Here is a 26,372-nt window from a genome sequence, read left to right on the forward strand (position 1 = left end):
CTGCGGTAGCGTTTGAAGGCTTAGCGCTTGAGGCTGGCCAACGGCGAATCCGGCGGATACGTCGGCGTAATCGGCTTCGGCGAACCGAGCATCACGCACATCAACGCGTCTTCTTCACCAATGTTGATTTCCGTGCGATACACGCCCGGCGGCACCGAGATCAGATCGCGCTCGCCGAGCACGGCTTCCCACGTTTCGCCGTCTTTCTCGCAGATCACTTTCATCTTGCCGCGCAGCACGAAGAAAATTTCTTCGACATCCATATGAATATGGCTCGGGCCGATGTTGCCGGCCGGGATCACCATCGTCGAGAACGTGAAGCCGCCTGCGGGCACCGTGTTCACGTCTTTCGCGACGCCCGTGCCGCCCGTGCCGACATAGCGCATTTGCGCGCGGCGATACTTCGGGTCGTAGTCGGCCTGGAACTTCAGTGCATCCCAGTCATAGCGACGCGTTTCCAGGCGCGCGACGCGGCTGTCCAGCCATTGGGCAAAGCTCGCGTCCGCGGGTTGTTCCCACGATTTGCGTTCGATATCGGCGTCCGCCATCTCTTTCTCCTTTCGATTCGACAAGATCAATTCATCACGAAGCCGCCGTTGACCGGCAGCAGTTGGCCGGTCACGAAGCGAGCGGCATCGGACAACAGGAACAGCACCGGCCCGGTGACGTCGTCGGGCACTTGTGCGCGCGTGAGCGCGCGGCCTTGCAGGTAATACTGATGACGCTCGGCGGGCACATACGCGGTCGCCTCGACTTCGGTCAGTCCCGGCGCGATCGCATTGACCGTCACCTGATGCGCGCCGAATTCACGCGCCAGCGAGCGGGTCATCGAGATCACCGCGCCCTTGCTGGCGACGTAAGCGAGCAGCTTCGGCGCACCCCACATCGCCGTGTCCGAGGCAATGTTGACGATGCTGCCGCGGCCCGAGTCGCGCAGATACGGCAGCGCTGCGGTGCTCATCAACCAGGTACCGCGCACGTTGACGTTCATCACGGCGTCCCAAGTCTCGACGGACAACTCGTCGGCGAACTTACCGCCTGAGTTGGTGATGGCCGCGTTGTTGATCAGTGCGTCAATGCCGCCGAGTTGCGCCGCGCCCTGCTCAGCGAATTGCTTGATGCTTGCGGGGTCGGCAAGATCGAGCGGCACGTAAGTGACCGCATGACCTTGTTCGGCGAGCGACGCTGCTAGCGCTTCACCTTCTTCATGCAGCACGTCGCCGAACACCACGCGCGCGCCGGCTTGCACCAGCGAGCGGACGAATGCCGCGCCGAGACCGCGCGCGCCGCCCGTCACCAGGACGCGACGTCCGTTGAGCGCTGCGGGCGCGTCGTTATGCATGGCTGTGACCTGCTTCTGCCGCTGCCGGCGTGGCGCTGGCCACTTGAGCGCGATGCGCGTCCAGATCGGCGAAGTGCTGCTGCGCACGCTGACGCAACATGCGGCGCACGCGCGTCATGCCGACGTCGTGCTGATACAGAAACTCGTGATCGCGAGCATTCGGCGCCATGCTTTCCAGCACGTAGCGGTCTTGCTCCAGCACGGCCCAATGCAGACCTTCCAGACGGTTGCGATACATGAAACGCCATGCGTCGCGCTGCCAGCCTTGCACCTTGCGGGTACGCCAGAAATAGACCTGGCAGTTGTCTTCGTCGACGGGAACGGCGAAGCCGATGATCCCGAAGTTGCCGCCCGGCCCGAACTTCTTCTTGTACGGAATCGCGAGACGCATCCACAGGCAACCGGTTTCGCCGAGTTCCACCCAGTCGAAATTCACATCGCGCTGGCCGATCTTTTCGAACATCAGTCCGGTTTCGGTCTTGCGCACGCGCATGTCGGCCTGCTTGTCGCCTTCGGCCATTGAATGCGAGGTCGCGTGCAGATACGCACCGTGCATCGGGTCCATCACGTTGTCGATCGCGTACTGGTAATTGCACTTCCAGTGCGACATGCACAGGAAGCTCGCGTATTCCTCGCCGACCAGTTCTTCCGGCAGCACGAGCGGCGCGGGTTCTTTATGCGCGTCGTCGCCGAACCACAGAAAAATCGCGCCGGCATGCTCTTCGACCGGATACGACTTCACGCACTTCTGGCCTTCCAACGGGCAGTTCGATACAGCAGGCACCTTGGTAACCGTGCCACCGCCGTCGACTTCAATGCCGTGATACCAGCACGCGACGCTGCCGCCGAGGTTCCAGCCGAGCGACAGACGCGCGCCGCGGTGCGGGCAGCGATCTTCGAGCGCGCGGACTTTGCCTTCCTTGTCGCGCCACAGCACGATCTGGTCGCCCAGCCGCGTGATGCCGACCGGCGCGTCGCCGACTTGCCAGCTCGGCGCAACGGGATACCAGTAGTTGCGCAGACCTTTGTTCAGATAGGACTGGATCGGGTCGGCCGCGCCTTGCGTTGTATTGGGGGACGTCATGAAAAGACTCCGGATGCGGATGCGATGAACGTGTTCGGGAAAGCGCGCTTATTCGGCGAGCAGGCGGAATTCGGCGGCGAGGCGCTCGGCGTCCCACGTATTGCCTTCCGGAGTGCGGAAGCCGACGCGGTTCAAACCGTCGACCACTTCCTGCAACTCCGTTGCGCCCGCTTCGAACACTTTTTCGAGCGCGTCGCCGAAATCGTTTTCGTATTGGGTCGGCTCGGCCTTGCGCGTTTGCCAGATGAAGTTCTCGCTTTCGCCCGGCTTCTCGATCACGCCCTTGCCGGCGATGTTGTTCGGCTGCGGCGCGAGCCACGACTTCAGGAAGGGATTGAAGTTCACGGTTTGCTCTCGCATGTCATTCCACCTTGATCTGGATTTCTTCGCCGGCGAGACGTACCGAATACGTCTTCAGGTCGCGGCCACCCGGCTCTTTCAGGCATTTGCCGGTCGGGATATGGAACACGGCTTCGTGCAGCGGGCACTCGACGGTGTCGCCGTCGATAAAGCCTTGCGTCAGCAACGCGTACGCATGGGGGCAGACGTTTTCCAGCGCATACAGCGCATCGCCCACCTTGTAGATGCCGATCTCCGTGCCGTCGAGTTTGAACTCGAGCGGCGCGTCATCGGACAGGTCGCCGGCATGGCCGGCGCAGCGCCATTGTTCAGTCATTTCTCGCCTTCTCCTGAAGCCCTATGTTCCATATACGGAACATCAGTTCGTGTATGGATAATTATAGGAGCGGCTTCGGCGAGAAAAAATAAAAATCTGGACGGGTAGGGGAAAACACCGAGTGTGGCGGCCAAAATACATCGCCGCGCGAACCGGCGAGACCGGCGCCTGTGCGCGCCAAGCCTTACAGCGCTTGGCTTTGAGCCGTATTTTCAGACGAAACCGACAGCCCTCATGCGGGTTTGTACGGGGTCCGAAAATTTATTTTGACCACTTCTAGACTCACTATAATTTTCCATAGGCGATACAAACGCCCATAGGTGGAACATAAAGCGTAGCAGTTTTGGCGCATAAACCCAGAACTGCATTCAACCCAAAGCAAGGATCAGGGACGACGAATCTGGCGAAAGCTATCCGTCGTGTGATCAGGAGAACCAACGGTGAAGCACATCATTGCGGCCGGCTTGACGGCAATCTGCGCAACGACAGGCGCATGGGCGCAGAGCAGTGTGACGCTATACGGCAGCCTGGATGCCGGTGTCGCGTATGTCAGCAATGTAGGTGGCCATTCGAAGTGGATGGAAGAACAGGGCAACATGCAGCCTGACCGCTGGGGCCTGAAGGGCGTGGAAGATCTGGGCGGCGGCCTGAAGACGGTCTTCCAGTTGGAAAACGGCTTCTATACGAACACCGGCGCGTTCGCGAAATCCGGCGTGCTGTTCAACCGCCAGGCGTTTGTCGGTTTGAGCTCCGACACGATCGGCACGCTGACGCTCGGTCATCAGACGCCGTTCAGCTTCGACGTGCTGGGTCCGCTGAGCACGGCTTATCTGGCGGCCAGCTGGTACGCGTTCCACCCGGGCAATATCGACGAACTCGCCGACACGGGCGTGGTGCCGTTCGACAATTCGGTGAAATTCCGCTCGGCGAGTTTCAACGGCTTTCAGGTCGGCGCGATGATGGGTCTCGGCAATACGACCAACTTCTCCACCGGCAAGACACTGAGCTTTGCGCTTAGCTATGCGAACGGTCCGTTCAAGGCCGGCGCGACGTATGCGAATGAGCACGACCGCACGCCGTCGATCGTCACCACGGGCATCACCAACTTCCAGGGCGTGGCAGCGGCGGCTTACACCGCGAGCAAGGTCGAAAACATGGGCGCGGGCGCGTCATACCAGTTCGGCAAGCTGCTGATGCACGGTCTGTACACGCGCGTGAAGCTGGAGTCGGCCGGGCACTCGGACACGTATCAGAGCTACGACGTCGGCGCGAATTATCAGTTCACGCCGTTCAACAGCGTCGCCGGCGGTGCCGCGACGACGACGTTGGCGGGGCATCGCTGGACGCAGTTCGAGATCGGCGACATCTACGCGCTGTCGAAGTCGACGCAACTCTACGTGAATGCACTGTACGAGCGCGCGGGTTCGAACACGGATGCGGCGTTCTTTACGGCAGGTGTGTCGAGCGGCCGGAACCAGACGATCATCCTGACCGGCATCCATCACTCGTTCTGATGTGCTGACGATGCTGTGATGTGAAGCAGGCGGTCCGGCTGGCGAATGCAGCCGGACTAGCGCCCAAGCGAATGCGGAAGCGGAAACAGGGGCGAAAGCGGAATCAGCTCGCCGCCACCGGCTTGCGGCGGGCCTGAATCGCGGTCGGATCGTCCGCACGCGGCCGATAGCTGAGCCGCTCGGACAATTCGAGCGCCGCCTGGCAAACCGCAATGATGAGCGGCTCGCGCTCTTCGGCTTCGCCGATATCCGAACGTGGGATCGTGACCGTCAAGGCGGCCGCGATCTTGCCGCTCTGGTCGCGCACCGGTGCGCTCACTACCGAAATACCCCGCTCGAACGACGCTTCGCTCAGCGCATAGCCGAGCGTCGCGCTTTCGCGCACTCTCCCATACAGCTCTTCCACGGTGGCCGGCGTGCGTTCGGTGAAACGTTCGAGTTGCGGCTCGGGATATAACTGGCGCAATTCCTCGAAGCTGAGATCGCCCATCAACACCTGGCCGTGCACCGTCGCATGTGCCGGCAAACGCGTGCCGACGTGGACCTTCACCGAACTGAACATCGGTGCATGGGTTTGCGCCTTGGCGACGAACACCACGTCGCGCTGATCGCGAATCAGCAGATGCGTGCTCAATCCCGTGGCATCGCGCAGGCGTTCGAGAATCGGCGTGCCGACATCGGTCAGTTCGAGCGAACTCAGATATTCGAAGCCAAGCCTCAACACCGCGACGCTCAGGCGAAAATAACGGTCGCCGTTGACGCGCTCCAGAAAGCCGAGCGCTTCGAGCGTCTGTAATAAACGGAACGTGGTGGTGCGCGGAATGCCGATACGCTTGGACAATTCGGGCGCACCGAGCACCGGCTCGCGCGCGCTGAATTCCGCCAGAATACGCAGACCCCGTTCCAGGCCCGGCACGAGATAAGTCGATCCGCCGGCGCTTTCTTCGTCGGTGGAATCCGGGGACTCGGCGCCATCCAGCCGGCTCGGCAACGCCGCGTCGTCCTGCGAAATCGCGGCTGCCGCACCGCGTGGCTTTGCGTGCTTGCGTCCCGCTCCTGTCTGCTCTTCTTTTGCCATCTTGGCTGCCATTTCTGCTGTTCATCAAGGTCAGATCAGCATGATAGCGCGTGCCGCCGGGCACCTTCACTGTCGTCGTTATTTCTTCCGACACGCCCCGCCGCGAGCCGTCCGATCCTCTACACTCGTGGAGCGCTCGCCGGTATGGCGGAACGTGCCCGAGGTCGTGTGCCGGGTCGTGTGCCGGGTCGTGGTTAACCATGCCTTTCGCCGCACCGCCACCGTTTCACGCGGTGCTATGCTTTGAAGCGGTCCATTGCGCCAAGCCTCGCTGCGGCCGCGCATTCGCTCCGCTCAGGCGTTCGGAGGCCACACCCATGTCCGATTCCATTCAGATTCAGGTTGCCGACTCGCACCTTTATCCGGGCTGCGCGGTGCGCATCGCATACTTGCCGGAGCAGGCACGGGCGGCCGCGGCCGTCGTCGAATTCGCCGACGGTTCCGGCGCCAACGCCACTTGCCATCGACGAACGCTCGACGAACTCGAATTGATGGTGGACCGCTATGCCACGCAAAAGCGTCACCCCGTCGACACCCGGCATTGGCTTCTGCTTGCCGTCGACGCGACGCATAACAGTTGGCGCGTAAAGCGCCGGCTGCCTTAGCCTGTACTTTCCGCCCGCTTCGAATCCGCAACCGGTGCCGCGCATAGGCGGCTCCGAGCGGAGCCTGAGCGCCCGTCACAGCCACGTCGAAACCTAGCGATGACCGATCACGACTCCAACCTGCCGCCGAGCGCCACCAACGCCGACAACACCCCTGACGCGCCGGACGATCCCGACCGCCGCCGGGTTCTCACCGGCCTCGCGGCGGTCGGTCTCGGACTGGCGCTCACCGGCTGCAAAACCGACCAGAACCTGTTCAGCGACGGCGCGCCGCGCAGCGCCGCCGACCTACGCCTCGACGCCGCGCTCCGCGATCAGGTCAGGCACATCGTGGTGATCTATGCGGAGAACCGCAGCTTCGCCAACCTGTACGGCAACTTCCCGGGCGTCCAAAATCCGCTCGATGCCGTGAGCGCCGAGCGCTATCTGCAACTCGACCGCGACGGCAAGACGCCGCTGCCGCGCTTGCCGGCCATTTGGGGCGGCCTCGTGCCGCAAGCGCAGGAAGTGGACGGCAAGCGCTACATGATCGGCCAGAAAGACATCGTCAATCTGCGCAACGGCCCGTTCCATATCGCCGACGCGCAGGGTGCGCCGCTGCCGACCGGCGTGATCACGCGCGATCTCGTGCACCGCTTCTATCAGAACCAGATGCAGATCAACGCCGGCCGCAACAACCAGTTCGCCGCGTGGGGCGATTCCGGCGGCCTGGTGATGGGCCACTACCGCAACTCCGCCGACACACTGCGCCTGTGGAATCTCGCGCAGCAGTACACGCTGTGCGACAACTTTTTCATGGCGGCTTTTGGCGGCTCGTGGCTGAACCACATCTTTCTGATTTCGGCGCAGGCACCGTTCTATCCCGACATTCAGAACAGCCCGGCAAAGAAGATGGTGTCGGTGGTTGAAGGCGACGATCCGACCGGCACACGGCTGAAGCAGGCGGAAGACTCGCCCGCCTCCGCGCTCGACGGTCCGCCGAAGTTCGTCAACGACGGCGCGTTCACCGCCGACGGCTATGCCGTCAACACGATGGCACCGCCTTATCAGCCGAGCAACGTGCGTCCGGCCGAGGGCGGCAATCCGGCCTTCGCTGACCTGTCGAATCCCCGCGTGCTGCCGCCGCAGAATTACGCGACGATCGGCGACCGCCTGACGGACAAAGGTGTCGATTGGGCGTGGTACAGCGGCGCATGGCAGTACGCGTTGGAGCATCAGGATACCGGTGCCGTGCCCGACTTCCAGTATCACCACCAGCCGTTCAACTACTTCGCCAATTACGCGCCGGGCACGGCGGCGCGGCGCAGGTATCTACGCGACGGCGGCCTCGGCAACGACGCGTCGACCAACCGTCTGATCGCGGATATCGATGCGGGTCGTTTGCCCACGGTCACGTTCTACAAGCCGCAAGGCGATCTGAACATGCATGCGGGCTATGCGGACGTCGAATCGGGCGACCGTCATATCGCGACGGTGATCGAACATATTCAACGCGGCCCGCAGTGGGCGAATACGGTCGTGATCGTGACCGTCGACGAGAACGGCGGCTGGTGGGATCCGGTCTCGCCGCCAAGAGGCGACCGCTGGGGTCCGGGCTCGCGGATTCCTGCATTGGTCGTTTCGCCGTTGGCGAAGAAGGGTTATGTCGACCACACCGTGTACGACACCAATTCGATTCTTCGATTGATCAGCCGGGTGCATGGCCTCGCGCCGCTCAAGGGCGTGGTGGCACGCGATCGCGCATTCGCGAGCAATGGGCTCGCGCCGTTGGGAGATTTGACAGCGAGCCTGGATCTGGCTTGAGAGTCGAGGTTCGTACGCCTGCGGTGTGGCCGCAGGCGTATCGGTATCCATCAGCGGTTACTGTACTCGTCACGCGCAAATGCGCTGCGCGGTTGCGTCCATTTTTTCGTGCCCGACCGTCATACCTTTTGCCTTGAATAACACGCGTTGCGGCATAGACTGATAAAGCACGACTTCGCAATCTGTACGGAACTGCCATGCGACTGACCATCCTCATCAACGGTTCGGATCCCACCGTCAGCCACGACTACGCTGTCTTATGGCTCGATACCGAAGAGCATCGGTGGTCGAGAGAGGCGCACCAGGGGATCGATCTGCCGCCGTGGGGCGAACTGCACGACGACAACGGCGTGACGACGCTTTGTGCGCCGAGCACGGACGCACCGCTGTGCACGTTGCGCGGCTTACACGTGGACCGCAAACAGCGCGTGAGCGCCGCGCAAGGCGCCGCGGCATGGACGGCCCTGCCGACGCGCGCGCCGACCAGCGGCTTCTGGCGTCTACAAGCAGTGGACCGTCAAACGGTCCGCGCCGAAAACAGCGTGTTCGGCAATTAGGTTTCAGCACCTCATTTCTTGTCGGTCGAAATTGCCGCGCGCGAGAGACTCGCGTGCGGCAATTTCGCACGCGCGTTCGCTCACTACATCAAAGAAGTTCTCGCGCGCGAATTTAAGGCCGCCTTAAGTTTGCGCACGTAGAGTTGGCAATCCACGCATTAGGGTCGCTGCAAAGCGGCCCATTTTTTTGTGCGAATCCGCTAGTGGAAAACCTGACTCTTCCGGCGAGCGGCTGCCTCCGGGCGAATCGACGGCCTCACCCCGGATCTCAAAGGCTTACGTACAATCGTCACGCTTTCCTGCGATTCCGGATCAAGCCCATCAACTGGCGATCACGCCACCGAACCCGTGCATCCCAATCGTCGAGTGGCAAGGCAGCGCGCCGCTGGGCCGCCACGAGTGTCACGAGATCGGGTGTCCATGGATCATGCTGGCCACGCGATGCGCCCATTCGTTCGTACGCAGGCCCCATCTTCTGCGCATGCGACGCGATCCCGCCGCGCGTGTTGAGATCAACGGTCTCGAACGGCCCTGTTACCGACCAGCGCAGGCCGACGCCGTCGCGTATCACCGTGTCGATATCCGCAACCGAAGCCACACCGTCCCGCACCAGGCAATATGCTTCGCGTAACACCGCGCCTTGCAGCCGGTTGAAAATGAACCCCTCGATCTCCCCCGTCACACGGACCGTGCTCATCCCCGCCGATTCGTAGAACTCCGTAGCGCGGCTGATCGTCGCGTCGTCTGTAAAGGGTGCCGGCACGATCTCGACTACCGGGATCAGATAAGGCGGATTGCCTGGATGCGCAACCAGGCAGCGCGCGCGCCCCGGCAAAGCACCGGCGAAAGAAGACGTGGTCAATGCCGACGAAGAACTCGCCAACACTGCGGTAGCAGGCGCATGCAGGTCGATTTGCGCGAATAGTTCGCGTTTCAGATCGACACGCTCCGGCGCGCATTCCTGCACGAGCACAACCTCACTTATCGCCTCGGCCAGGTCATCGAATACCGTAATGCGAGCCAGCATCGACTCCGCTGGTTCGGCGAGTAGCCCAAACTCGGCGAGATCGGCAAGGCGCGTCAGCACCTCGGGTTTCACGGCGTTTCGCCGCTCTTGCGCCGGTTCGTAAAGATGCACTGCAAAGCCGGCTCGGGCAAACACGATACAAAACGCAACACCAATGCTGCCCCCGCCGATGATCGCGACCTTCTTCATCACTTCTCCCATTCGAGTTTTCAGCAGGTCAACCGCATCACCATGCTGCGATTAGCCCCCGTGCGAATCCGCAACGGCCCGGCAAGCGCACGGTCCATGTCGGCGTCACCGGTATCCACGAACAGGCGGCCGTCCACAAGCGACAGCAGTTTGTGAACGCTCGCCACCGTTTCGATGCGTTGGCGCGGTACGCGCGCCAGCACGCGCGCGCTGATCGGCTGATTGCCGCGGCCGAACAGGCATCCCTGGCGTCCGATCACTCCCATTACGATCGACGCGGACGGCCATCTGTCCAGCAGCGTCAACAGCGTGGCTTCCGACGCATCGGCGGCCACGATCCTGCCATTGACGATCGCATCGACACCCAGCATCGTGCCGCGCACGCCAGCGCATTCGCAAAGCGTCGCCATCGTCGTGCCGGGACCAACGATATACAGCGTGTCTGGTGCAAATTCCGCCGCCAGTTGACGGCATGCCGCCTCGATATCCGCAAGACCGCTTTCGGGTAACTGCGCCTTGCTCGCCTGCATCCGCGTGCGGTCTACCGGTGCCAGCACATGTCCGTGCAGCCGCGATGACGCACGGTCGGCGCGCAATTGCGCTTCGTCGATATCGAGCAATTCGACGGGATGCACGTCGAATTGTCCAAGCGCGCACTGGACCGCCACTTCCCCGGCGCGCGCCGATGTCATGGCGAATACGCCCGAATACATCTTCACGCCACACGGAATGCCGATCATCGGAAAAGATGTCCCGACACTGGCGGCGACATCGCGCGCCGTGCCATCACCGCCCGCGAACAGGATCAGATCGGCTCCGGCAGCAATGAACGCGCGGCACGCCGCCGCCGTATCCGCCGAAGAACTCGGCGAACCAGCGGGCCACGCCACAACTCGTGCATCGAGTCCTGCAAGCCGGCAGGCGTCCTTGCCCATCGCGCCCGCCGCAGTGACCACACGGAAACACGCCGTATCCGCTGCCGCCCGCAGTCGCAGCAATGCGGGCAACGCACGCGTACCCGCCGCGAAGCAGGCTTGCCGCGCGCGTGCCTCGGCAACGGTCTGCGGCCCATCGCTTCCTTTGAGTCCGACCGCGCCGCCCACGCCGGCAAGCGGATTGATGACTATCCCAATGCAGATCGACACGTTCGCATCCAACCTTGCGACAACAAATTTATATGGTTATATTGTGCGCCATACAAACAAATGTGCGCAACTTAAATCAGGCGTGCATCACCGGAGTACCGCATGCGAAGTCAGCCGCATCCCTTCATGGCCAATTCCGTCACTGCGATCCAGCAGGAGATGCTGGACGCAATCGGCGCAAAGACCGTTGCGGAATTGTTCGAGCAGATTCCCGCTGATCATCTGACGAAGGCACCCCTCGATCTGCCGCCCGCGCTCCCGTCGGAAGCCGCACTCAGAAGGTATCTGATCGACACGCTCAGTCAGAACCGTCATTGCGAAAGCGAACTGAGTTTTCTCGGCGGCGGCTGCTGGCGTCATCACGTCCCTGCCATTTGCGACGAAATCGCGCGACGCAGTGAATTTCTGACCTCCGTTTGGGGGACGCCTTCGTCTGACCAGGGGCGCTATCAGGCATGGTTCGAGTTCTGCAGCCAGCTTGGCGAACTGGTCGATTGCGATCTGGTCGGCCTGCCCGTCTATACATGGGGTTGCGCGGCCGGCCACGCATTGCGCATGGCCTCGCGCCTCAACGGCCGGCGCAAGGTGCTCGTGCCGGAAGTGCTCGATCCCGAACGTCTGCTCGTGATTCGCAATTATTGCGAGCCGTCTGGGATGGCGCAGCATCTGTCGATCGTGTCGATGCAGACCGATCCCGCGAGCGGTCGCATCGATCTGGCGCAGGCCGCCGCGCAAATCGACGGGGACACGGCGGCGGTGTACATCGAAATGCCGAATTACTTCGGCATCCTCGAAGAAGATGCCGAACGGCTCGCCACGTTGGCACACGCTGTGGGCGCGGAAATGATCGTCGGCGTGGACCCGATTTCGCTCGGCGTGCTCGCGCCGCCCCCGTCTTATGGCGCGGACATCGTGGTCGGCACAACCCAGCCGCTCGGTGTACACATGTATGGCGGCGGCGGTCTGGGCGGCTTCATCGCGACCCGGGACGAAGAACGCTATGCGCGCGAATATCCGACGCTGCTCGTCAGCATGACCAGCACCAGTCGCGCGGGCGAAATCGGCTTCGGCCTGTCGCTCGCCGAGCAGTCTTCGTATGGATCGCGGGAGAACGGCAAGGACTGGACCGGCAACTCGGTCTACCTTTGGGCCATTGCTAACGCGGTCTACCTGTCACTGATGGGTCCGCAAGGCTTCGAGGACGCAGGCCGGCTCATCACTGCGCAGGCCCGCTATGCAGCGCAACGGCTCGCCGCGCTTCCTGGTGTGACGGTGCCGCTATCAGGCAGCTTCTTCAAGGAATTCGTCGTCGATTTTTCCGCAACGGGCCGCAGCGTCGCATCGATCAATCAGGCGCTACGCGCACGCGGAATTTTTGGCGGCCACGATCTGTCCGCGGAGTTTCCGGCATTCGGCCAGCGCGCGCTTTATTGCGTCACCGAGCTCCATGAGCGGCGCGACATCGACCGGCTCTTCGACACCCTTGGCGAGATCCTGAATCATGACGACTAAACCGGCCCTGCGCCGCTATCACGCCGCTGTCTGGGACGAACCGATCGTAATGGAAATGTCGTGCAAAGGCCGCCGCGGCGTGCTGTTTCCCGAACCCGATCCCAGAGTTACCGCATCCGTCGGCCCGTCCGACCAGCTGATTCCCGCCGCGCTGCGCCGCGTGAAGCGTCCGGCGTTGCCCGAAATGTCCGAGCCCGACGTGCTGCGCCATTATCTGCATCTGTCGCAGCAGACGCTCGGCATGATGGGCATCTCGTTGTTCGGCACCTGCACAATGAAATACAACGCGCGCCTGAACGAAGCCATTACGTCGCGCGATGAAGTCGCCGAATTACATCCGCGCCAACATCCCGATACGCTGCAAGGTGCGCTGCACATCATCCATTCGCTCGACCTCGCGCTGCGCGAGCTGTCCGGCATGGACAGCTTCACGTTCCAGCCCGCTGGCGGCGCGGACGCGGCATACACACACGCATGCGTGACGCGCGCCTACCATGCGGCGCGCGGCGAACTGGAAACGCGCGACGAAATCATCACTACGATACAGTCGCATCCGTGCAATCCCGCGACTGCCGCCACGGCGGGCTTCAAGGTGATCACGCTGACGCTGGAGGAGAACGGCTATCCGTCGGTCGAGGCGTTGAAATCGGTCGTCTCGAGCCGCACGGCCGCATTGATGGTCAACAATCCGGACGACATGGGCATCTATAACCCGAACATCAAGGAGTGGGTGCGGATCGTGCACGAAGCAGGCGGCTTGTGCTTCTACGATCACGCCAACTTCAACGGGGTGATGAGTCGCCTTCGTGCGCGGGAACTCGGATTCGACGCATGCATGTTCATGCTGCACAAGACCTTCGGCGGCCCGAAAGGGGGCGGCGGCCCCGCAGTCGGCGCATATGGCTGCAGCAACGCGCTTGCGCCGTATTTGCCGGGGCCGCTCGTCGTCGAGCACGACGGTGCGTACCGGCTGGAGCCCGGCTCGGACATGAGCATTGGCCGCGTGCGTGAATTCTTCGGCAACATGCAAACGGTCATCAAGGCTTACGCGTGGGTACGCACAATGGGCGCGCAAGGCATTGCGGCGGCAGCGGATATCTCGGTTCTTGCGAACAACTACATGACGCAGAAACTCACGCAAATTCGCGGCGTGACCTGCTCGCATCCACACGTCGACGCATGGCGGATGGAGATGACGCGCTTTAGCCTGGAAACCCTCGAACGGGAAACGGGCGTGACGGTGTTCGACGTGCAGAACCGGATGGTCGATTTCGGCATAGACGCATTCTGGCTCGCGCACGAACCGTGGATCGTGCCGCAGCCCTTTACGCCGGAAGCAGGCGAGATGTGGTCGAAAGAGGATATCGACACGTGGATCGCAGTACTTGAACAGATCTGCCACGAGGCTTACACCACGCCGGATATCGTCCGCAGCGCGCCGCACAATCATCCGGCGGGACGGATCGACGGCGGACCACTGGAAGACCCGTCACGCTGGGCGATGACGTGGCGCGCGCATCTGAAAAAACGGGCCACGCCGTGACCGGCGCTTCATAGTTCAGGGAGCGTCGCCACGCGTCCTCGTTGACCGGCGAAGCTGGCTAACGGTCCGCACACCAATCAATGGTTTGCGGACCGTACGCAGATCAGCCCTGCCAATGCCCTTCGGCCTTCAATTCACCGAATACCTGGTCGACCGCCTTGCGCGCACGTTGCACCATCTCGGCAATCTCCTCTTCTGAGATGACAAACGGCGGCGAGAAGGCAATGGAATCGCCGTCGGGCAAGCCACGCGTAATCAGCCCGCTCGCGAGCGCCGCCTTGGCCACCCGAACGCCCACCTTCAAGGCTGGGTCGAAACGCCTGGCCGGGTTGCGTGCAGCGACGAATTCCACCGCGCCAATCAGACCGAAACCACGCACGTCGCCCACCGCAGGATGGTCGGCGAAAGCCGCGCGCAGATACTGATGCATGATCTTGCCGCGCGAGCCCGCCTGCGCGACCAGTTGTTCGTCTTCGATGACCTTCAGGTTGGCGAGTGCCGCAGCCGCCGCGATCGGGTGACCGCTATACGTAAAGCCATGACCGAACACGCCGAGCTTGTCGCTGCCCGCCACAATCGCGCGCCACACCTTCTCCGAAACCAGGCACGCCGACAACGGCACATAGGCCGACGTCACGCCCTTGGCCACCGTAATGAGATCCGGCTTCATGCCCATTGCCTCCGTACCGAACATGGTGCCGAGCCGGCCAAAGCCGCAAATCACTTCGTCGGCGATCAGCAGCACGTCGTATTTGTCGAGCACTTTCTGGATCGCCGGGTAGTAGCCTTCCGGTGGCACAATTACACCGCCCGCACCCATCACCGGCTCCATGATCATTGCGCCGACCGTTTCCGGACCCTCCGCCAGAATCAGTTGTTCCAGGTCGTTGGCGAGCTTTGCCACGAATTCAGCGTCGCTCTGGCCGGGCTCGGCCTCCCAGAGCCGATGCGGCGCCGTCGTGTGCTTGATGAACGGGAGCGGCAAATCGAATCCGCCATGCAGTCCCGGCAAGCCGGTCATGCCGGCCGTCACCACCGTCACTCCGTGATAGCCGCGCCGCCGTGCGATGATTTTCTTCTTCAGCGGCAGGCCGCGTGCATTGTTGTAATACCAGACCAGCTTCACCTGCGTATCGTTCGCGTCCGACCCGGAATTGCCGAAGAACACCTTCGACATGGGCACCGGCGACATTTCGATCAGCTTCTGCGCCAGCAGAATCGGTGCCTCCGTCGACATCGAAGCGAACGTGTGATAGTAAGGCAGCTTCATCGCCTGCGCGTGAATCGCGTCCGCAATCTCGCGGCGTCCATAGCCGATGTTCACGCACCACAAACCCGCCATCGAATCGATGTAGCGCTTCCCGTGGTTGTCCTCCAACCACACGCCCTCGCCGGACACCATCACGAGCGGTCCATTGCGCTCGTGATCGCCCAGCGCTGTAAACGGATGAAAAAAGAATTGCCGGTCCAGATTGTTGAGGTCGGGCGCGTGGTCCGCCACGGGAAAACTCATGACTATCTCCAGGTAGGGAAGCTGCTTAACAGCCGAAAAACAGCAGACAGGGAATCGCATCGCGTCGATTCACTGCAAATTTATTTAAATAAATTTGTGCGCATTGCGTCATTTTGGGCGATATGAGAACATAAATCAACGAATGGAAAAAAACGTTCACGCCCAACCAAGGAAATTTCAACGATGCTGAAACTCAACGATCCGAGCCTGCTCAAGCAAGCGCTGTATCTGAATGGCGAATGGATCGAGCAGACAGGCAACGGGTTTATCGAAGTCATCAACCCGTCGACCGGCGCAGTGGTCGGCAAAGCGCCGAAAGCGAGCCGCGCAATGACGGCGGACGCAATCAGGAAAGCCCACATAGCGCTCCCCGCGTGGAGTGCGCGCCCTGCGGCAGAACGTTCGCAAATCATCAAACGTTGGTACGAGCTGATCGTGGCGCATGTCGACGATCTCGCCCGGATTCTCACCGCCGAGCAGGGCAAACCGTTCGCCGAGGCACGCGGCGAGATTCTCTATGGCGCGGCGTTTTTCGAGTGGTACGCGGAAGATGCCAAGCGCCTGCACGGCGAGGTACTCCAGGCTCCGACGGCAGGCCGCCGCATGCTCGTGCTACGGCAGCCGATCGGCGTGTGCGCCGCCATCACACCGTGGAATTTCCCGATGGCGATGATCCCGCGCAAAGCTGCCCCAGCACTCGCCGCCGGCTGCACAATGGTGCTCAAGCCTGCCAGCGCAACGCCTTTTTCAGCGCTCGCACTGGCCGAACTCGCGCATCGTGCCGGGCTGCCCGCTGGCGTGTTCAGCGTGCTGACGGGCGCGGCATCGGAAGTCGGCGACGAACTCGCAACCCATCCGCTCGTACGCAAGCTCACGTTTACCGGCTCGACCGAAGTCGGCCGTTCGCTGATGCAGAAGGCGTCGGGCACGATCAAAAAGGTGGCGATGGAACTGGGCGGTAACGCACCGCTGATCGTTTTCGACGACGCGGATATCGATGTCGCCGTAGCCGGCACGATCGCGTCCAAATTCCGCAATATGGGTCAGACCTGCGTGTGCGCGAATCGGATCTATGTGCAGGGCGGCATTCACGACCGGTTCGTCGAAGCGTTGACGCGCGCGGTGAACGCGCTCAAGGTTGGCGACGGCTTCGACGCGGACGTCACCCAGGGTCCACTGATTGACGACGACGCGGTCGCAAAGGTCGAAGAACACGTTGCGGACGCGCTCGCTCAAGGCGCGACGATCGCGGCGGGCGGCAAGCGGCACGCCCTGGGCCGCTCGTTCTACGAACCAACCGTGCTCACCGGCGTGACCCAATCGATGAAAGTCGCGATCGAGGAGACGTTTGGCCCAGTTGCGCCGATCTTCCGCTTCGAAACAGAAGCGGAAGCAGTAACGGCTGCCAACAACACGGAATTCGGCCTCGCCGCTTATTTTTTTACTCGCGACAATGCGCGCGTGTGGCGCGTCAGCGAAGCGCTGGAATGCGGGATTGTGGGCGTCAACACGGGCGCGACTTCCTTCGAGGGCGCCCCATTCGGCGGAGTCAAGGCATCTGGCGTAGGTCGCGAAGGATCAAAGCACGGCATCGAGGAATTTACTGAACTCAAATATGTGTGCATTGCGGAAGTCTGCTGATAAACTTTACGTAATGCAGATTTTGTGCGCCATGCGCCCACTGCAACTACTTAAAGGGGAAGCATATGGCCGCATACGAGACGGCTTTGGAGGACGACGACGAAGTTCGCGATCGCGATTACGTCGGCTCGTTCGCTCGTGGACTGGAAGTCATCAAGGTATTCAACCGGCACACGCCGCGGCGCACGCTGAGCGAAGTAGCCGAGGCGAGCGGCATGACGCGCGCCACGGTCCGACGCTTTCTGCTCACGCTCGTACGCGAGGGCTATGCGGAGACCGACGGCAAGTACTTCAACCTGAAGCCGAAGATTCTAGAGATCGGTTTTTCGGCGCTATCGTCCATGAACATCTGGGACATCGCCCAGCCGATCATGAACGCGCTTTCGGCGAATGTGCAGGAATCGTGCTTTGCCGCGGTACTCGACGGCGACTCGGTGATCTACGTGGCGCGGGCTACATCGAACCGGATCATGAATGTCGGCATCTCCATTGGCAGCCGCACGCCCGCGCATTGCGTGTCGACCGGGCGCGTGCTCCTCGCCGCACTGCCGGATGCCGAGTTTCACTCGTATCTGGAAAAGGCGAAGCTGCACAAATTCACGCCGAATACGGTGACCTCGAAGGTGAAGTTGCGTGAACTGGTTGAAGAAACCCGATTGCGCGGCTGGTCCATCGTCGATCAGGAACTGGAAATCAGCCTACGTTCCATTTCAGTGCCGATTCGCGACCGCGACGGCAAGGTCGTGGCTGCGCTCAACGTCTGCTGTCCGGCCGAGCGCGTGACACCACAGGACATCAACAGCCGGATCCTGTCAGCCATGCTGGAGGCGTCGAAAGATATCACCCGGGCGTTGCAGGCCTAGGCCGCCGCAAACCTGAAGCAGCACCCGAACGGCACGCCTTGCGTGCCGTTTTTTTATCCATTTTCGCAAGTTCCCATCCCCTTTTTTAATGACGCGATGTTTACATAGCGAACTTTTGTGCGCTAGTATCAATGGCAATCTCGAAAGAGATATCCATTGGAGCCATCGTTCATGCAGTCGTCATTGAAGGGTAAGGTTGTACTGGTCACCGGAGGCGCGCGCGGCCTGGGTCATGCTGTCGCGACCGCTTTCGCTCAGGCCGGCGCGGTCGGTGTCGTTGCAGATTTGCCTTCGGCGTCGCGAATGCTACCGCCCGACGGCATGGTGGCTCTCGACTGCGACGTCACCTCGGAGGCAAGTGTCGCCGCCTGCGTCGCGGCAACAGTGGAACAGTTCGGCCAGCTCGATGTCGTGATCGCCAATGCCGGATTGGTGCCCGGCTGGCGCACCACCGAAGCCCTCGATTTCGATGAATGGGATCGGGTAATGGCGGTGAACGCGCGCGGCGTCGCGCTCACGCTAGCCAGAACGGCCAAGGCGTTGAGCGCCACGCGCGGATCAGTGGTTGTCATGGCTTCGATCAATGCGTATGCGGCGCATGCACGCCAGATGCTTTACACGGCGTCGAAGCACGCCGTGCTTGGCATCGTCCGCTCCGCGGCGCGCGATCTCGGTCCGCAAGGCATTCGTGTCAACGCACTGGCACCCGGACCGATCGCAACCGAGGCGCTGCTCGAACGCGTCAGATATCGCGCCAGTGCCGGCGGCGCGCAAGCGGATGTCGCGCTACAGGAACTCGCGAACGGCAATGCGCTGAGACGTCTCGCTACCGAGGCCGAGGTTGCCCAAGCCACGCTGTTCCTGGCCTCCGATGCCGCCAGCGGCATCACCGGCGTGCTGCTTCCCGTAGACGCGGGCCTTCAGTAATCCGCCGCGGTTTGTCTTCCTCAACTCGGGTCATCTCTATGTTCAGTCTGGAAAACAAGACCGTGCTCGTGACGGGCGCGTCCAAAGGCATCGGCGCGGCCATTGCCGGCGCGCTGGGCGCGGCGGGCGCTCACGTCATCGCGCATTACGGCAGTGACCGCGCGGGCGCCGAACAGGCATTGGCCGACGTACCGCCAGCGCGCAAGCATTTCGTGCAGGCAGACCTGCACGATCTGGCGGCCACCGAAGCAATGTGGGACGACGCCGAGGCCTGGCGCGGCAAGATCGACGTCTACGTCAATAACGCAGCCATCATGCTGTGGCACGGCGGCTTCGGCGCGGACGACGCGACCTGGGACGCTGTCTGGGAAGACACGCTCGCCGTCAACGTGCTCGCCCCGGCCAGGCTGATCCGGCGTGCGGTCCGGCATTTCCTTGAGCAGAGCGGCGGCGTGCTCGTCACCATCTCCAGTTGGGCAGCGCAACGCGGTGTGACCAACCCCGACACGATCGCCTATGCGGCCTCCAAAGCAGCCGTGCGCGCCATGACGCAAACCGTTGCCCGCGCGCACGCCCGCGACGGCTTGCTCGCTTACATCGTGGCGCCAGGCGTGGTTCGAACCCAGATGTCCGAGGCATTCGCAGCGACCCAGGGGGGCGAGGAGAAGATCACCGCATCACTCGCGATGGGCGAGTGGGTGCCACCGGACGACATCGGCAATCTGGTCGCTTTTCTGGCGAGCGGCACGGCGCGCCACCTGAGCGGCGCCACGCTCGACGTCAACGGCGCGAGCTACGTCCGGTAGTTTCTCGCGCAAGCGTTAGTAAGGAATTTTTGAGAACATAAGTGCGCCTTGCGCACATTTTCTTTGACAGCGTATTTTGATGAGCCCACAATTTTTTCGTGGACAGCCAGGCAAGGCCGACCGGGGCGACGGCATCCGGACTATGGCGCCTGCCACCCGATTTCCCACTTGCCCCTTCCGGAGAGTTCTCAATGTTTAGAGCAGTATTTCTCGTGCTGGCTGCGGTTGTCGCAACGATGACCGCACAGGTGGCCGAAGCCCGCACGCTCGATCAGATCATCAAGAGCGGCACCATTCGCATCGGCGTGAACCCGAACTTTCCCCCCATGAGTTCGTACAACGCAACGAATCAACTGGCCGGCTTCGATATCGACGTTGGCAACAAGATTGCCAGCACGCTGAATATCAAGGCGGAATTCGTGCCGACCGAAGCCGCGCAGCGTGTGCCCTTTCTCGTATCTGATCGTATCGACATCTCGTTAGGTGCACTGACCCGCTCCGCCGAGCGCGCGCAGTTGATCGATTTCACCGTGCCGTTGCACACGGAGTCGATGTCCGTGTTAACGACCAGCAAGATCAAGGCAACCAAATGGACGGATCTGAATTCACCGTCCATCACGTTGGTCGACATGCGCGGCAACTGGTCGGTCGATTATGTGAAGGACAAACTGCCTAAAGCGAAGATGCTACTGGTCGAATCGATTGCGGATACCGTGCGCGCGGTCGCACAAGGACGCGGCGACGCGATTGTCGAAAACATCGACTTCTTCCAGAATTTCACCAAGAACTATCCGAATATCAAGTGGCGTACGCTGAACGACCCGATCTTCGTCAATTACGACAGCATTGGCGTTTCGAAAGGCAATTCGACATTGAAGGACTATCTGAACGTGGTGCTGTTCGACCTGCACTCGTCGGGTTTCGTCAACGATACCTGGCAAAAGGCGTATGGCACGCCCATGCAGAAGCCGATCGTACCGAACCCGTACTTCTGAGTTTTTGAGCCGGGGCCGCTGGCACGGACAGCCGCGCGGCGGCCACATCCTGCATGACAGCGCGTGCCTGCAAAGGCACGCCGTCATTTGTTCTGGATTGCCATGACCTACACGCTTCAATATGCCGATGTGCTGCGCCAGTTACCGTATCTGGCAACCGGTGCGGTTCTGACGCTCGAGATCGCCTTCGTTTCATTCTGGCTCGGGTGCCTGATCGGTCTTGCCGGTGCGCTCGGCAAGCTGCACGGTGGCGCGCTCACACGCCGCGCGATCGGTCTTTACGTGGTTGTGCTGACGAATACGCCAGCCCTCGTGCAGATATTCTTTCTGTTCTACGCGCTGCCGGACGCCGGCATCACCCTTTCGCCAATGGCCGCCGTTCTGATCGGCCTCACGCTGAACTCCGGCGCTTACCTCACGGATATCTTGCGCTCGGGCATCAGTTCAGTGCGCACGTCTGAACTGGAAACCGCAGAAACGCTCGGTATGTCGCGCCTGCAAACGGTTCGCTATGTGATCTTGCCGCACGTCGCCAAGACCATCTACGCGCCGCTGTGCAATTTTTTCATTTGGCTCGTGCTGGGCAGCTCGATCGGTTCCATTTTCGGCGTGGAAGAATTGACCGGCCGCGCGATCAACATTTCCAGCGCGAACATGCGCACGATCGAAACCTTCTCGGTCGTGGCCGCCATGTACGTCGCACTGACGTTCGTTGCGTCGATCGCGCTCGCGCTGACCGGCCGCTACGCCTTCCGTGTCAAAGCGAGGATCTTCTGATGCTCGATCAAATCGCTGCACAAGTCCCTACGTTTTTCACCCGCTTCACGCTCGAGTTCCTGCTCGAAGCAATGGGCCGCACGCTCGCCATGACTGCGCTTGGATGCGGCGTCGGCATCGTACTCGGCACACTGATCGCTGTTATCCGCTATACGAAAACGCGTCTGCTGGCGCCGGTGCGTATCGTACTGACGATGCTGGTGGAAGTGTTCCGCCGTATTCCGTTTCTGGTGAATCTGTTTATTGTGATGTTCGCCTTGCAAGGCTTCGGCTCCGAGGTTTCGCTCTTCACGATTGCGACCGTTTCCATTTGCATCGTCGCTACCGCCTTTCTGTCCGAGGTGATTCGCGCCGGACTCGAATCGGTTCCCCGGCAGCAGATCGAAGCGGCCGAGGTGATGAACCTCGGTTTTACGCGTACGTTGTTCCTCGTGCTGCTGCCGCAATCGTGGAAAGTGATTCTGCCGCCTGCCTTCGCCTTCATGGTGATGTTCATCAAGGACACTTCGCTGGCCTCGCAAATGGGCGTGGTCGAACTGACCTTCACCGGCAAGGTGTTGATGAACCGCGGCTTCTCGCCTTTTCTCGTCTACGGTGCGGTGCTTGCCGCCTACTTTATTCTGTCCTACCCGTTAAGCCGTCTGGGTGCCTATCTGGAGAATCGCCTTGCCTCACCTCGCAGTCGAAAAGCTCTCAAGCGCATACGCTCAGCAACAGGTTCTCCGCGACATCACACTCTCGGTTGAACGCGGTGAAGTCATCAGCCTGATCGGACCGTCGGGTTCGGGGAAGAGCACGCTGCTGCGTACGCTGGTCGGATTGATGCCGCCCACTGCCGGCCGGGTCGTGCTCGACGACGAGCCGCTCAATTACTCGTCGCGCAAGAGCGTTCGCGCTGCGCGAGACAAAATGGCGATCGTGTTCCAGCAATACAACCTGTTCCAGAACATGGACGTAATGCGCAACGTCACGCTGTCGCCTCTGAAGATCAAGAAGCGCGCACGCGATCAGGTGGAAAACGAGGCGAAGGAACTGCTTCGCCGCGTGGGCCTGGCGGATAAACACCGTAGCTACCCGGACGAACTCTCCGGCGGCCAGCAACAGCGCGTTGCCATTGCGCGGGCGCTGGCGCTGAAACCCGAATTGCTCTTGCTCGACGAAATCACCGCCGCGCTCGACCCGGAACTCGTGAACGAAGTTCTCGACACCGTGCGCACACTGGCGAGCGAAGGCATCACGATGCTGCTCGTATCGCATGAAATGTCGTTCGTGCGCGAAGTGTCCACGCGGGTGGTGATGATGGACAAAGGGCAGATCGTCGAAATCGGCACGCCGGACAAGATCTTCGGCAATGCCAGCGAAGCACGTACGCGGGACTTCGTCGGGAAGATTCTGCGGCATCACTAAGCCGGCTGTGCGCCGGCTCGCATGCCTGAGAAATCAGGCGCGCGCCAGCAGGAATGGCGCAAGGTCGACATCGAAGGGCGCCGGTTTGTCTTGCACCAGACTCGCTATGATCCGTGCGATAGCCGGCCCTGCCGTAAAGCCCATCCACGGAAAGAAATTGATGAAGAAGCCCGGCGTGCCCGGCACTTCGCCAAGAATTGGCTTCCAGTCGTCGGTTCCATTCACCACCGCTGCCCACGTGCGAATCACGGACAGCGCGCCGAGCGCCGGCACTGCAGCCAGCGCGACCGCCATATTGCGTTCCAGCGAGTCGGGGTCGGTACTCGGATGACCGCGGCTGTGCCAGCGCGCCGGCCAACCGCCGCCAATCAGAATGGAGCCGGCCTGATTCTGTTTGAGGGTGAGTTTGTCGCCGGCTGAATAGACGAGGTGTGGGATCAGCGGCGCGACGCGCTCCGTCACGGCAACCTGAATCGCGAATCCCTGCACGTCGATGGCGATACCGAGCAGCGATGCGATCTTGCCGGCGTCGGCGCCTGCCGCATTCACCACGCGCCGCGCCCGGAATGCCCGGTTGCCGGCGAACACCTCGAAGCCCTCGCCGCTACGGACAATCCGTGTCACCGCGACATGGCGCTCGAACACCACCCCGAGCGTGCGCGCAGCGCGCGCATAAGCGAGCGTGGCAGCAAGCGGGCTCGCTTTGCCTTCGTCGGGACAGAACGCGCCGCCGACAATCGCATCGGACAGATACGGCGCGAGCGCTTTGACTTCGCCCCGGTCGAGCAGACGGATTTCGAGTCCTTGCGAGCGCTCCACTTCTGCTTTTGCCGCAATCGACGCCATCTGCGATTCGTCGGTCGCAACCAGAAGCCCCCCCTTCAGCGACACTTCCAGATCAGCGTCGAGCTCGGCCGGCAAACCGCGCCATACGTCGATAGAACGGTGCAGCAGGCCAATGGTCGGCGCAAACGTTCTGGCCCATTGCGGCCCGCGATTGACGAACGGATCATGCGGAATCTGTGCGTGCAGGCTGCCGGCATTCGACCCGGACGCTTGCGTATTCAGCTCGCTGCGCTCCAGCACGGTTACGGCAACGCCGTCACGGGCAAGGTAATAGGCAGTCGCGCAGCCGGCGAGACCGCCGCCGATCACAATGACATCGTTCATCGGTTCGACAGGTGGAGTGTTGGGAAGACGCGACGGATTACTTCGTCACGGCATCGGCAGAAAGCATGTTACGCCGCGCCAGGAAGAAGGCGAAATTCCTGGGCAGCACTTCGTGCGGAAAAGGATGGCCCAACGCCCGCGCGGCGCGATACACGAAGTTGGGATCAGCCAGCAACTCGCGCCCAATCGCTACAAAATCGGCTGACCCGTCGCTGATAATCCGGTTCGCCTGCTCAGGTTCGGTGATCAATCCCACCGCCATTGTCGCCATTCCAGCCTCGCGACGAATCCTTTCGGCGTACGGCACTTGATGTCCCGGCGCCTCTGCGCGAATCGACCGCGCGACGGGCCCGCGAATGCCGCCCGACGAACAGTCGAGCAGATCGATGCCGATGTTTTTCAGCCGCCGCGCCAGCTCGACCGTTTCGTCGAGCGTGACGCCACCCGCGCTTTCGTCCACGCAGGATGCGCGATACCACACCGGCATGGCCTCCGGTACAGCCTGCCGCACCGCGAGCGCGGCTTCCAGCGCCAGGCGCGCGCGATTGTCGAACGCGCCGCCATAGCGATCCGTACGGTGATTCGCCAGTGGCGACAGGAACTCGTGCAACAGATAGCCGTGCGCGCCGTGCAACTCGACAAAATCGAGTCCGGCTTCGACCGCCCGCCGCGCGCTCGCCGCGAACGCGGCAACGATGCGCGCAATACCGGCTTCATCTAGCGCCACGGGGATCGGCCAACCGTCGGCGTGCGCCAGCGCCGACGGCGCAATCGCGGTCCAGCCGCGCGGCGGCACTGCTTCCGCGAGCGGTCCCGCGCCGTCCCACGGGCTAGCCGAACTGGCTTTGCGCCCGGCGTGCCCGATCTGCACGCCAAGCGGGATACCCTGATCGCGATACAGCCCGGCCAACTGACGGAAACCAGCGATCTGGCCGTCGTGCCATAGGCCGAGACAGCCCTCGCTGATACGGCCGTCGCGTTCAACGGCCGTTGCCTCGATCAGCGCACCTCCCACACCGCCGAGCGCAAAGCGCGCGTGATGCGCAAGATGCCACGCGCCGACCTGACCTTCGACGGCACGGTATTGACACATCGGCGACACGACGATCCGATTGGCGAAAGTCGTGCCTCGCGAACTGAACGGTGTGAACAGGCTGATCTCGCGCATGGTGGGCTCAGGCCTTTTGTGCCGCGCAGCGCGCGACATAGGCGTTGATGTCGTCGAGGATCGACACGATCTTCGCGCGCCGTTGAATGCCTTCTTCACCAAGCGCGGAAAACGTCGTGAGTGGAGGACGCACATCGCCGACCGGATAACCCTGCGATGCCGCCAGCGCCTTCGAGTAGCACTGATGCCCATAAGTCGGATGACCTTCCGCGATGATCCGGTCGAAACTGCCAATCATCTTCTGGATGGTCTTTGCCTCTTCGATGTCGCCTTCGACCAGCGCATCCCACATAAGCGTGGAGGCTTTCGGAATGTAGTTCGCATACGGATTGACATATCCGACCGCACCGAGCAGGAAGCTTTCCACCGGCCGTTCGCCCGCGAAGACGTTCATCACGCCGTCGGTGGCCTCGATCACGTCGTAGACACGCCCTACGTCCATACTCGCTTCCTTGATGTAGCGCACGTTGTCGAATGCACGGGTCAGACGCGCCACCAGTTGCGCCGACATGTCGACATTGGTCGTGACCGGGTTGTTGTACAGCATGATCGGCAGCGACGTGGCTTCGGAAATCGCCCGGTAGTATTCGAAGATTTCATCTTCGGTTGGCGTGTAGTAATACGGTGGAACAATCATGTATCCGTCCACTCCGAGCGCTTCCGCTTCGCGGGTGTAGCGCACCGCGTTGGGTGTCGACGCGTTCATCGTACCGACCAGCACGTCCATTCGCCCTGCAACGTGCTTGACCGTGGCCTCTACATATTGCGTGCGTTCTTCGTCCGTGATCGTCAAAAACTCGCCCGTGGTGCCAAGAATGATGACACCGGGGGAACCCGCTTCTATCTGCCAGTCGAGAAAACGCTTGAGCGCCTCTATATCGATCGACTTACCGTCCGCTGTGAACGGCGTAACGGTCACGCCGTAACTGCCTCGAAAAACTTTACACACGTAGCTTTCTCCAATTTACTCGTTGAACTTCAGAGCGCCATGCGCACAATTGTCACACGCCGAATTTGATGATCTTCCTGC

At 61.7% G+C, this 26,372-nt stretch carries 26 protein-coding genes; 14 read left to right on the forward strand and 12 right to left on the reverse strand.

All coding sequences use genetic code 11. The annotated features are described in order from the left end of the window. Positions 1-20: 20 nt before the first annotated feature. The 5 genes from NE850_RS12895 to NE850_RS12915 are packed head-to-tail and all read right to left on the reverse strand — an operon-like array spanning position 21 to position 3,102. Positions 21-548 carry a cupin domain-containing protein gene (locus NE850_RS12895; RefSeq protein WP_007178569.1) on the reverse strand — a complete coding sequence of 176 codons (528 nt, stop codon included), beginning with the start codon at positions 546-548 and terminating at the stop codon, positions 21-23. A gap of 26 nt (positions 549-574) precedes the next feature. Beyond that, a complete protein-coding gene (locus NE850_RS12900) occupies positions 575-1,342 on the reverse strand; it encodes an SDR family oxidoreductase (RefSeq protein ID WP_007178570.1) in 768 nt (255 codons plus the stop codon). After that, entirely contained in the window at positions 1,335-2,426 is a 1,092-nt protein-coding gene (locus tag NE850_RS12905) for an aromatic ring-hydroxylating dioxygenase subunit alpha (RefSeq protein ID WP_007178571.1), read from the reverse strand. The genes NE850_RS12900 and NE850_RS12905 overlap by 8 nt, the downstream gene beginning before the upstream one ends. Positions 2,427-2,474: 48 nt before the next feature. Next, entirely contained in the window at positions 2,475-2,786 is a 312-nt protein-coding gene (locus NE850_RS12910; RefSeq protein WP_310698832.1) for a recombinase-like helix-turn-helix domain-containing protein, read from the reverse strand. 1 nt (position 2,787) lies between these two features. Next, complete coding sequence (locus NE850_RS12915; RefSeq protein ID WP_006047381.1) at positions 2,788-3,102, reverse strand: non-heme iron oxygenase ferredoxin subunit; 315 nt, start codon at positions 3,100-3,102, stop codon at positions 2,788-2,790. Positions 3,103-3,542: 440 nt separating this feature from the next. On the opposite strand from NE850_RS12915, the gene NE850_RS12920 reads away from it, so the two are divergent. After that, on the forward strand, positions 3,543-4,616 hold the full coding sequence (locus tag NE850_RS12920) for a porin (protein ID WP_310698833.1): 1,074 nt from the start codon (positions 3,543-3,545) through the stop codon (positions 4,614-4,616). A gap of 103 nt (positions 4,617-4,719) precedes the next feature. On the opposite strand, the gene NE850_RS12925 is transcribed toward NE850_RS12920, so the two are convergent. Next, positions 4,720-5,694 carry an IclR family transcriptional regulator gene (locus NE850_RS12925; protein ID WP_007178575.1) on the reverse strand — a complete coding sequence of 325 codons (975 nt, stop codon included), beginning with the start codon at positions 5,692-5,694 and terminating at the stop codon, positions 4,720-4,722. 317 nt (positions 5,695-6,011) lie between these two features. Between NE850_RS12925 and NE850_RS12930 the strand changes: the two genes are divergently transcribed. From NE850_RS12930 to NE850_RS12940, 3 genes are all read left to right on the forward strand, one after another. Beyond that, positions 6,012-6,299: a hypothetical protein gene (locus NE850_RS12930; RefSeq protein ID WP_007178576.1), complete on the forward strand. Its 288-nt coding sequence runs from the start codon at positions 6,012-6,014 to the stop codon at positions 6,297-6,299. Positions 6,300-6,398: 99 nt separating this feature from the next. Next, a complete protein-coding gene (locus NE850_RS12935) occupies positions 6,399-8,102 on the forward strand; it encodes an acid phosphatase (RefSeq protein ID WP_310698834.1) in 1,704 nt (567 codons plus the stop codon). Between the two features lie 197 nt (positions 8,103-8,299). Next, positions 8,300-8,659, forward strand: coding sequence for a DUF3564 domain-containing protein (locus tag NE850_RS12940; RefSeq protein ID WP_007178578.1), 360 nt, complete (start codon positions 8,300-8,302; stop codon positions 8,657-8,659). Positions 8,660-8,948: 289 nt separating this feature from the next. On the opposite strand, the gene NE850_RS12945 is transcribed toward NE850_RS12940, so the two are convergent. Both NE850_RS12945 and NE850_RS12950 read right to left on the reverse strand, forming a co-directional pair. Beyond that, entirely contained in the window at positions 8,949-9,875 is a 927-nt protein-coding gene (locus NE850_RS12945; protein WP_007178579.1) for a 3-hydroxyacyl-CoA dehydrogenase, read from the reverse strand. 20 nt (positions 9,876-9,895) lie between these two features. Beyond that, positions 9,896-11,020, reverse strand: a complete 1,125-nt coding sequence (locus tag NE850_RS12950) for an NAD(+)/NADH kinase (protein WP_310698835.1) — start codon at positions 11,018-11,020, stop codon at positions 9,896-9,898. A 102-nt stretch (positions 11,021-11,122) separates the two neighbouring features. On the opposite strand from NE850_RS12950, the gene gcvPA reads away from it, so the two are divergent. Together gcvPA and gcvPB are read left to right on the forward strand one after the other, a co-directional pair. Further along, positions 11,123-12,532: an aminomethyl-transferring glycine dehydrogenase subunit GcvPA gene (gene gcvPA, locus NE850_RS12955; RefSeq protein ID WP_007178581.1), complete on the forward strand. Its 1,410-nt coding sequence runs from the start codon at positions 11,123-11,125 to the stop codon at positions 12,530-12,532. Continuing rightward, on the forward strand, positions 12,522-14,075 hold the full coding sequence (gene gcvPB / locus NE850_RS12960; protein ID WP_310698836.1) for an aminomethyl-transferring glycine dehydrogenase subunit GcvPB: 1,554 nt from the start codon (positions 12,522-12,524) through the stop codon (positions 14,073-14,075). The genes gcvPA and gcvPB overlap by 11 nt, the downstream gene beginning before the upstream one ends. A 103-nt stretch (positions 14,076-14,178) precedes the next feature. Here the strand turns inward: gcvPB and NE850_RS12965 are convergent, their stop codons facing one another. Further along, positions 14,179-15,588: an aminotransferase gene (locus NE850_RS12965; protein ID WP_007178583.1), complete on the reverse strand. Its 1,410-nt coding sequence runs from the start codon at positions 15,586-15,588 to the stop codon at positions 14,179-14,181. Positions 15,589-15,771: 183 nt separating this feature from the next. Here NE850_RS12965 and NE850_RS12970 point away from each other — a divergent pair, with 183 nt between their 5' ends. The 8 genes from NE850_RS12970 to NE850_RS13005 all read left to right on the forward strand — a co-directional run bounded on the left by NE850_RS12970 (position 15,772) and on the right by NE850_RS13005 (position 23,004). Beyond that, a complete protein-coding gene (locus tag NE850_RS12970; protein WP_007178584.1) occupies positions 15,772-17,229 on the forward strand; it encodes an NAD-dependent succinate-semialdehyde dehydrogenase in 1,458 nt (485 codons plus the stop codon). A 65-nt stretch (positions 17,230-17,294) separates the two neighbouring features. Continuing rightward, positions 17,295-18,092, forward strand: a complete 798-nt coding sequence (locus NE850_RS12975) for an IclR family transcriptional regulator C-terminal domain-containing protein (RefSeq protein WP_007178585.1) — start codon at positions 17,295-17,297, stop codon at positions 18,090-18,092. 171 nt (positions 18,093-18,263) lie between these two features. Further along, entirely contained in the window at positions 18,264-19,019 is a 756-nt protein-coding gene (locus NE850_RS12980) for an SDR family NAD(P)-dependent oxidoreductase (protein ID WP_007178586.1), read from the forward strand. Positions 19,020-19,057: 38 nt separating this feature from the next. Next, complete coding sequence (locus tag NE850_RS12985) at positions 19,058-19,825, forward strand: SDR family NAD(P)-dependent oxidoreductase (RefSeq protein ID WP_165189566.1); 768 nt, start codon at positions 19,058-19,060, stop codon at positions 19,823-19,825. Positions 19,826-20,016: 191 nt separating this feature from the next. Beyond that, on the forward strand, positions 20,017-20,820 hold the full coding sequence (locus NE850_RS12990; RefSeq protein WP_007178588.1) for a transporter substrate-binding domain-containing protein: 804 nt from the start codon (positions 20,017-20,019) through the stop codon (positions 20,818-20,820). Positions 20,821-20,922: 102 nt separating this feature from the next. Next, the gene (locus NE850_RS12995; RefSeq protein ID WP_007178589.1) at positions 20,923-21,597 is read left to right on the forward strand and encodes an amino acid ABC transporter permease; all 675 of its coding nucleotides are present in this window, start codon (positions 20,923-20,925) and stop codon (positions 21,595-21,597) included. Further along, complete coding sequence (locus NE850_RS13000; RefSeq protein WP_007178590.1) at positions 21,597-22,343, forward strand: amino acid ABC transporter permease; 747 nt, start codon at positions 21,597-21,599, stop codon at positions 22,341-22,343. Before NE850_RS12995 ends, NE850_RS13000 begins: the two co-directional genes overlap by 1 nt. Beyond that, the gene (locus NE850_RS13005; protein WP_007178591.1) at positions 22,264-23,004 is read left to right on the forward strand and encodes an amino acid ABC transporter ATP-binding protein; all 741 of its coding nucleotides are present in this window, start codon (positions 22,264-22,266) and stop codon (positions 23,002-23,004) included. The genes NE850_RS13000 and NE850_RS13005 overlap by 80 nt, the downstream gene beginning before the upstream one ends. Positions 23,005-23,037: 33 nt before the next feature. Here NE850_RS13005 and NE850_RS13010 read toward each other — a convergent pair whose 3' ends face one another. The 3 genes from NE850_RS13010 to NE850_RS13020 are packed head-to-tail and all read right to left on the reverse strand — an operon-like array spanning position 23,038 to position 26,291. Then, positions 23,038-24,174, reverse strand: a complete 1,137-nt coding sequence (locus NE850_RS13010) for an FAD-dependent oxidoreductase (protein WP_310698837.1) — start codon at positions 24,172-24,174, stop codon at positions 23,038-23,040. A gap of 37 nt (positions 24,175-24,211) precedes the next feature. Next, positions 24,212-25,342, reverse strand: coding sequence for an NADH:flavin oxidoreductase/NADH oxidase (locus NE850_RS13015; protein WP_007178593.1), 1,131 nt, complete (start codon positions 25,340-25,342; stop codon positions 24,212-24,214). A gap of 7 nt (positions 25,343-25,349) precedes the next feature. Continuing rightward, positions 25,350-26,291, reverse strand: a complete 942-nt coding sequence (locus tag NE850_RS13020; RefSeq protein WP_310698838.1) for a dihydrodipicolinate synthase family protein — start codon at positions 26,289-26,291, stop codon at positions 25,350-25,352. Positions 26,292-26,372 lie beyond the last annotated feature (81 nt).

It is taken from the genome of Paraburkholderia sp. USG1 (assembly GCF_031570135.1).
GTDB lineage: Bacteria > Pseudomonadota > Gammaproteobacteria > Burkholderiales > Burkholderiaceae > Paraburkholderia > Paraburkholderia dioscoreae.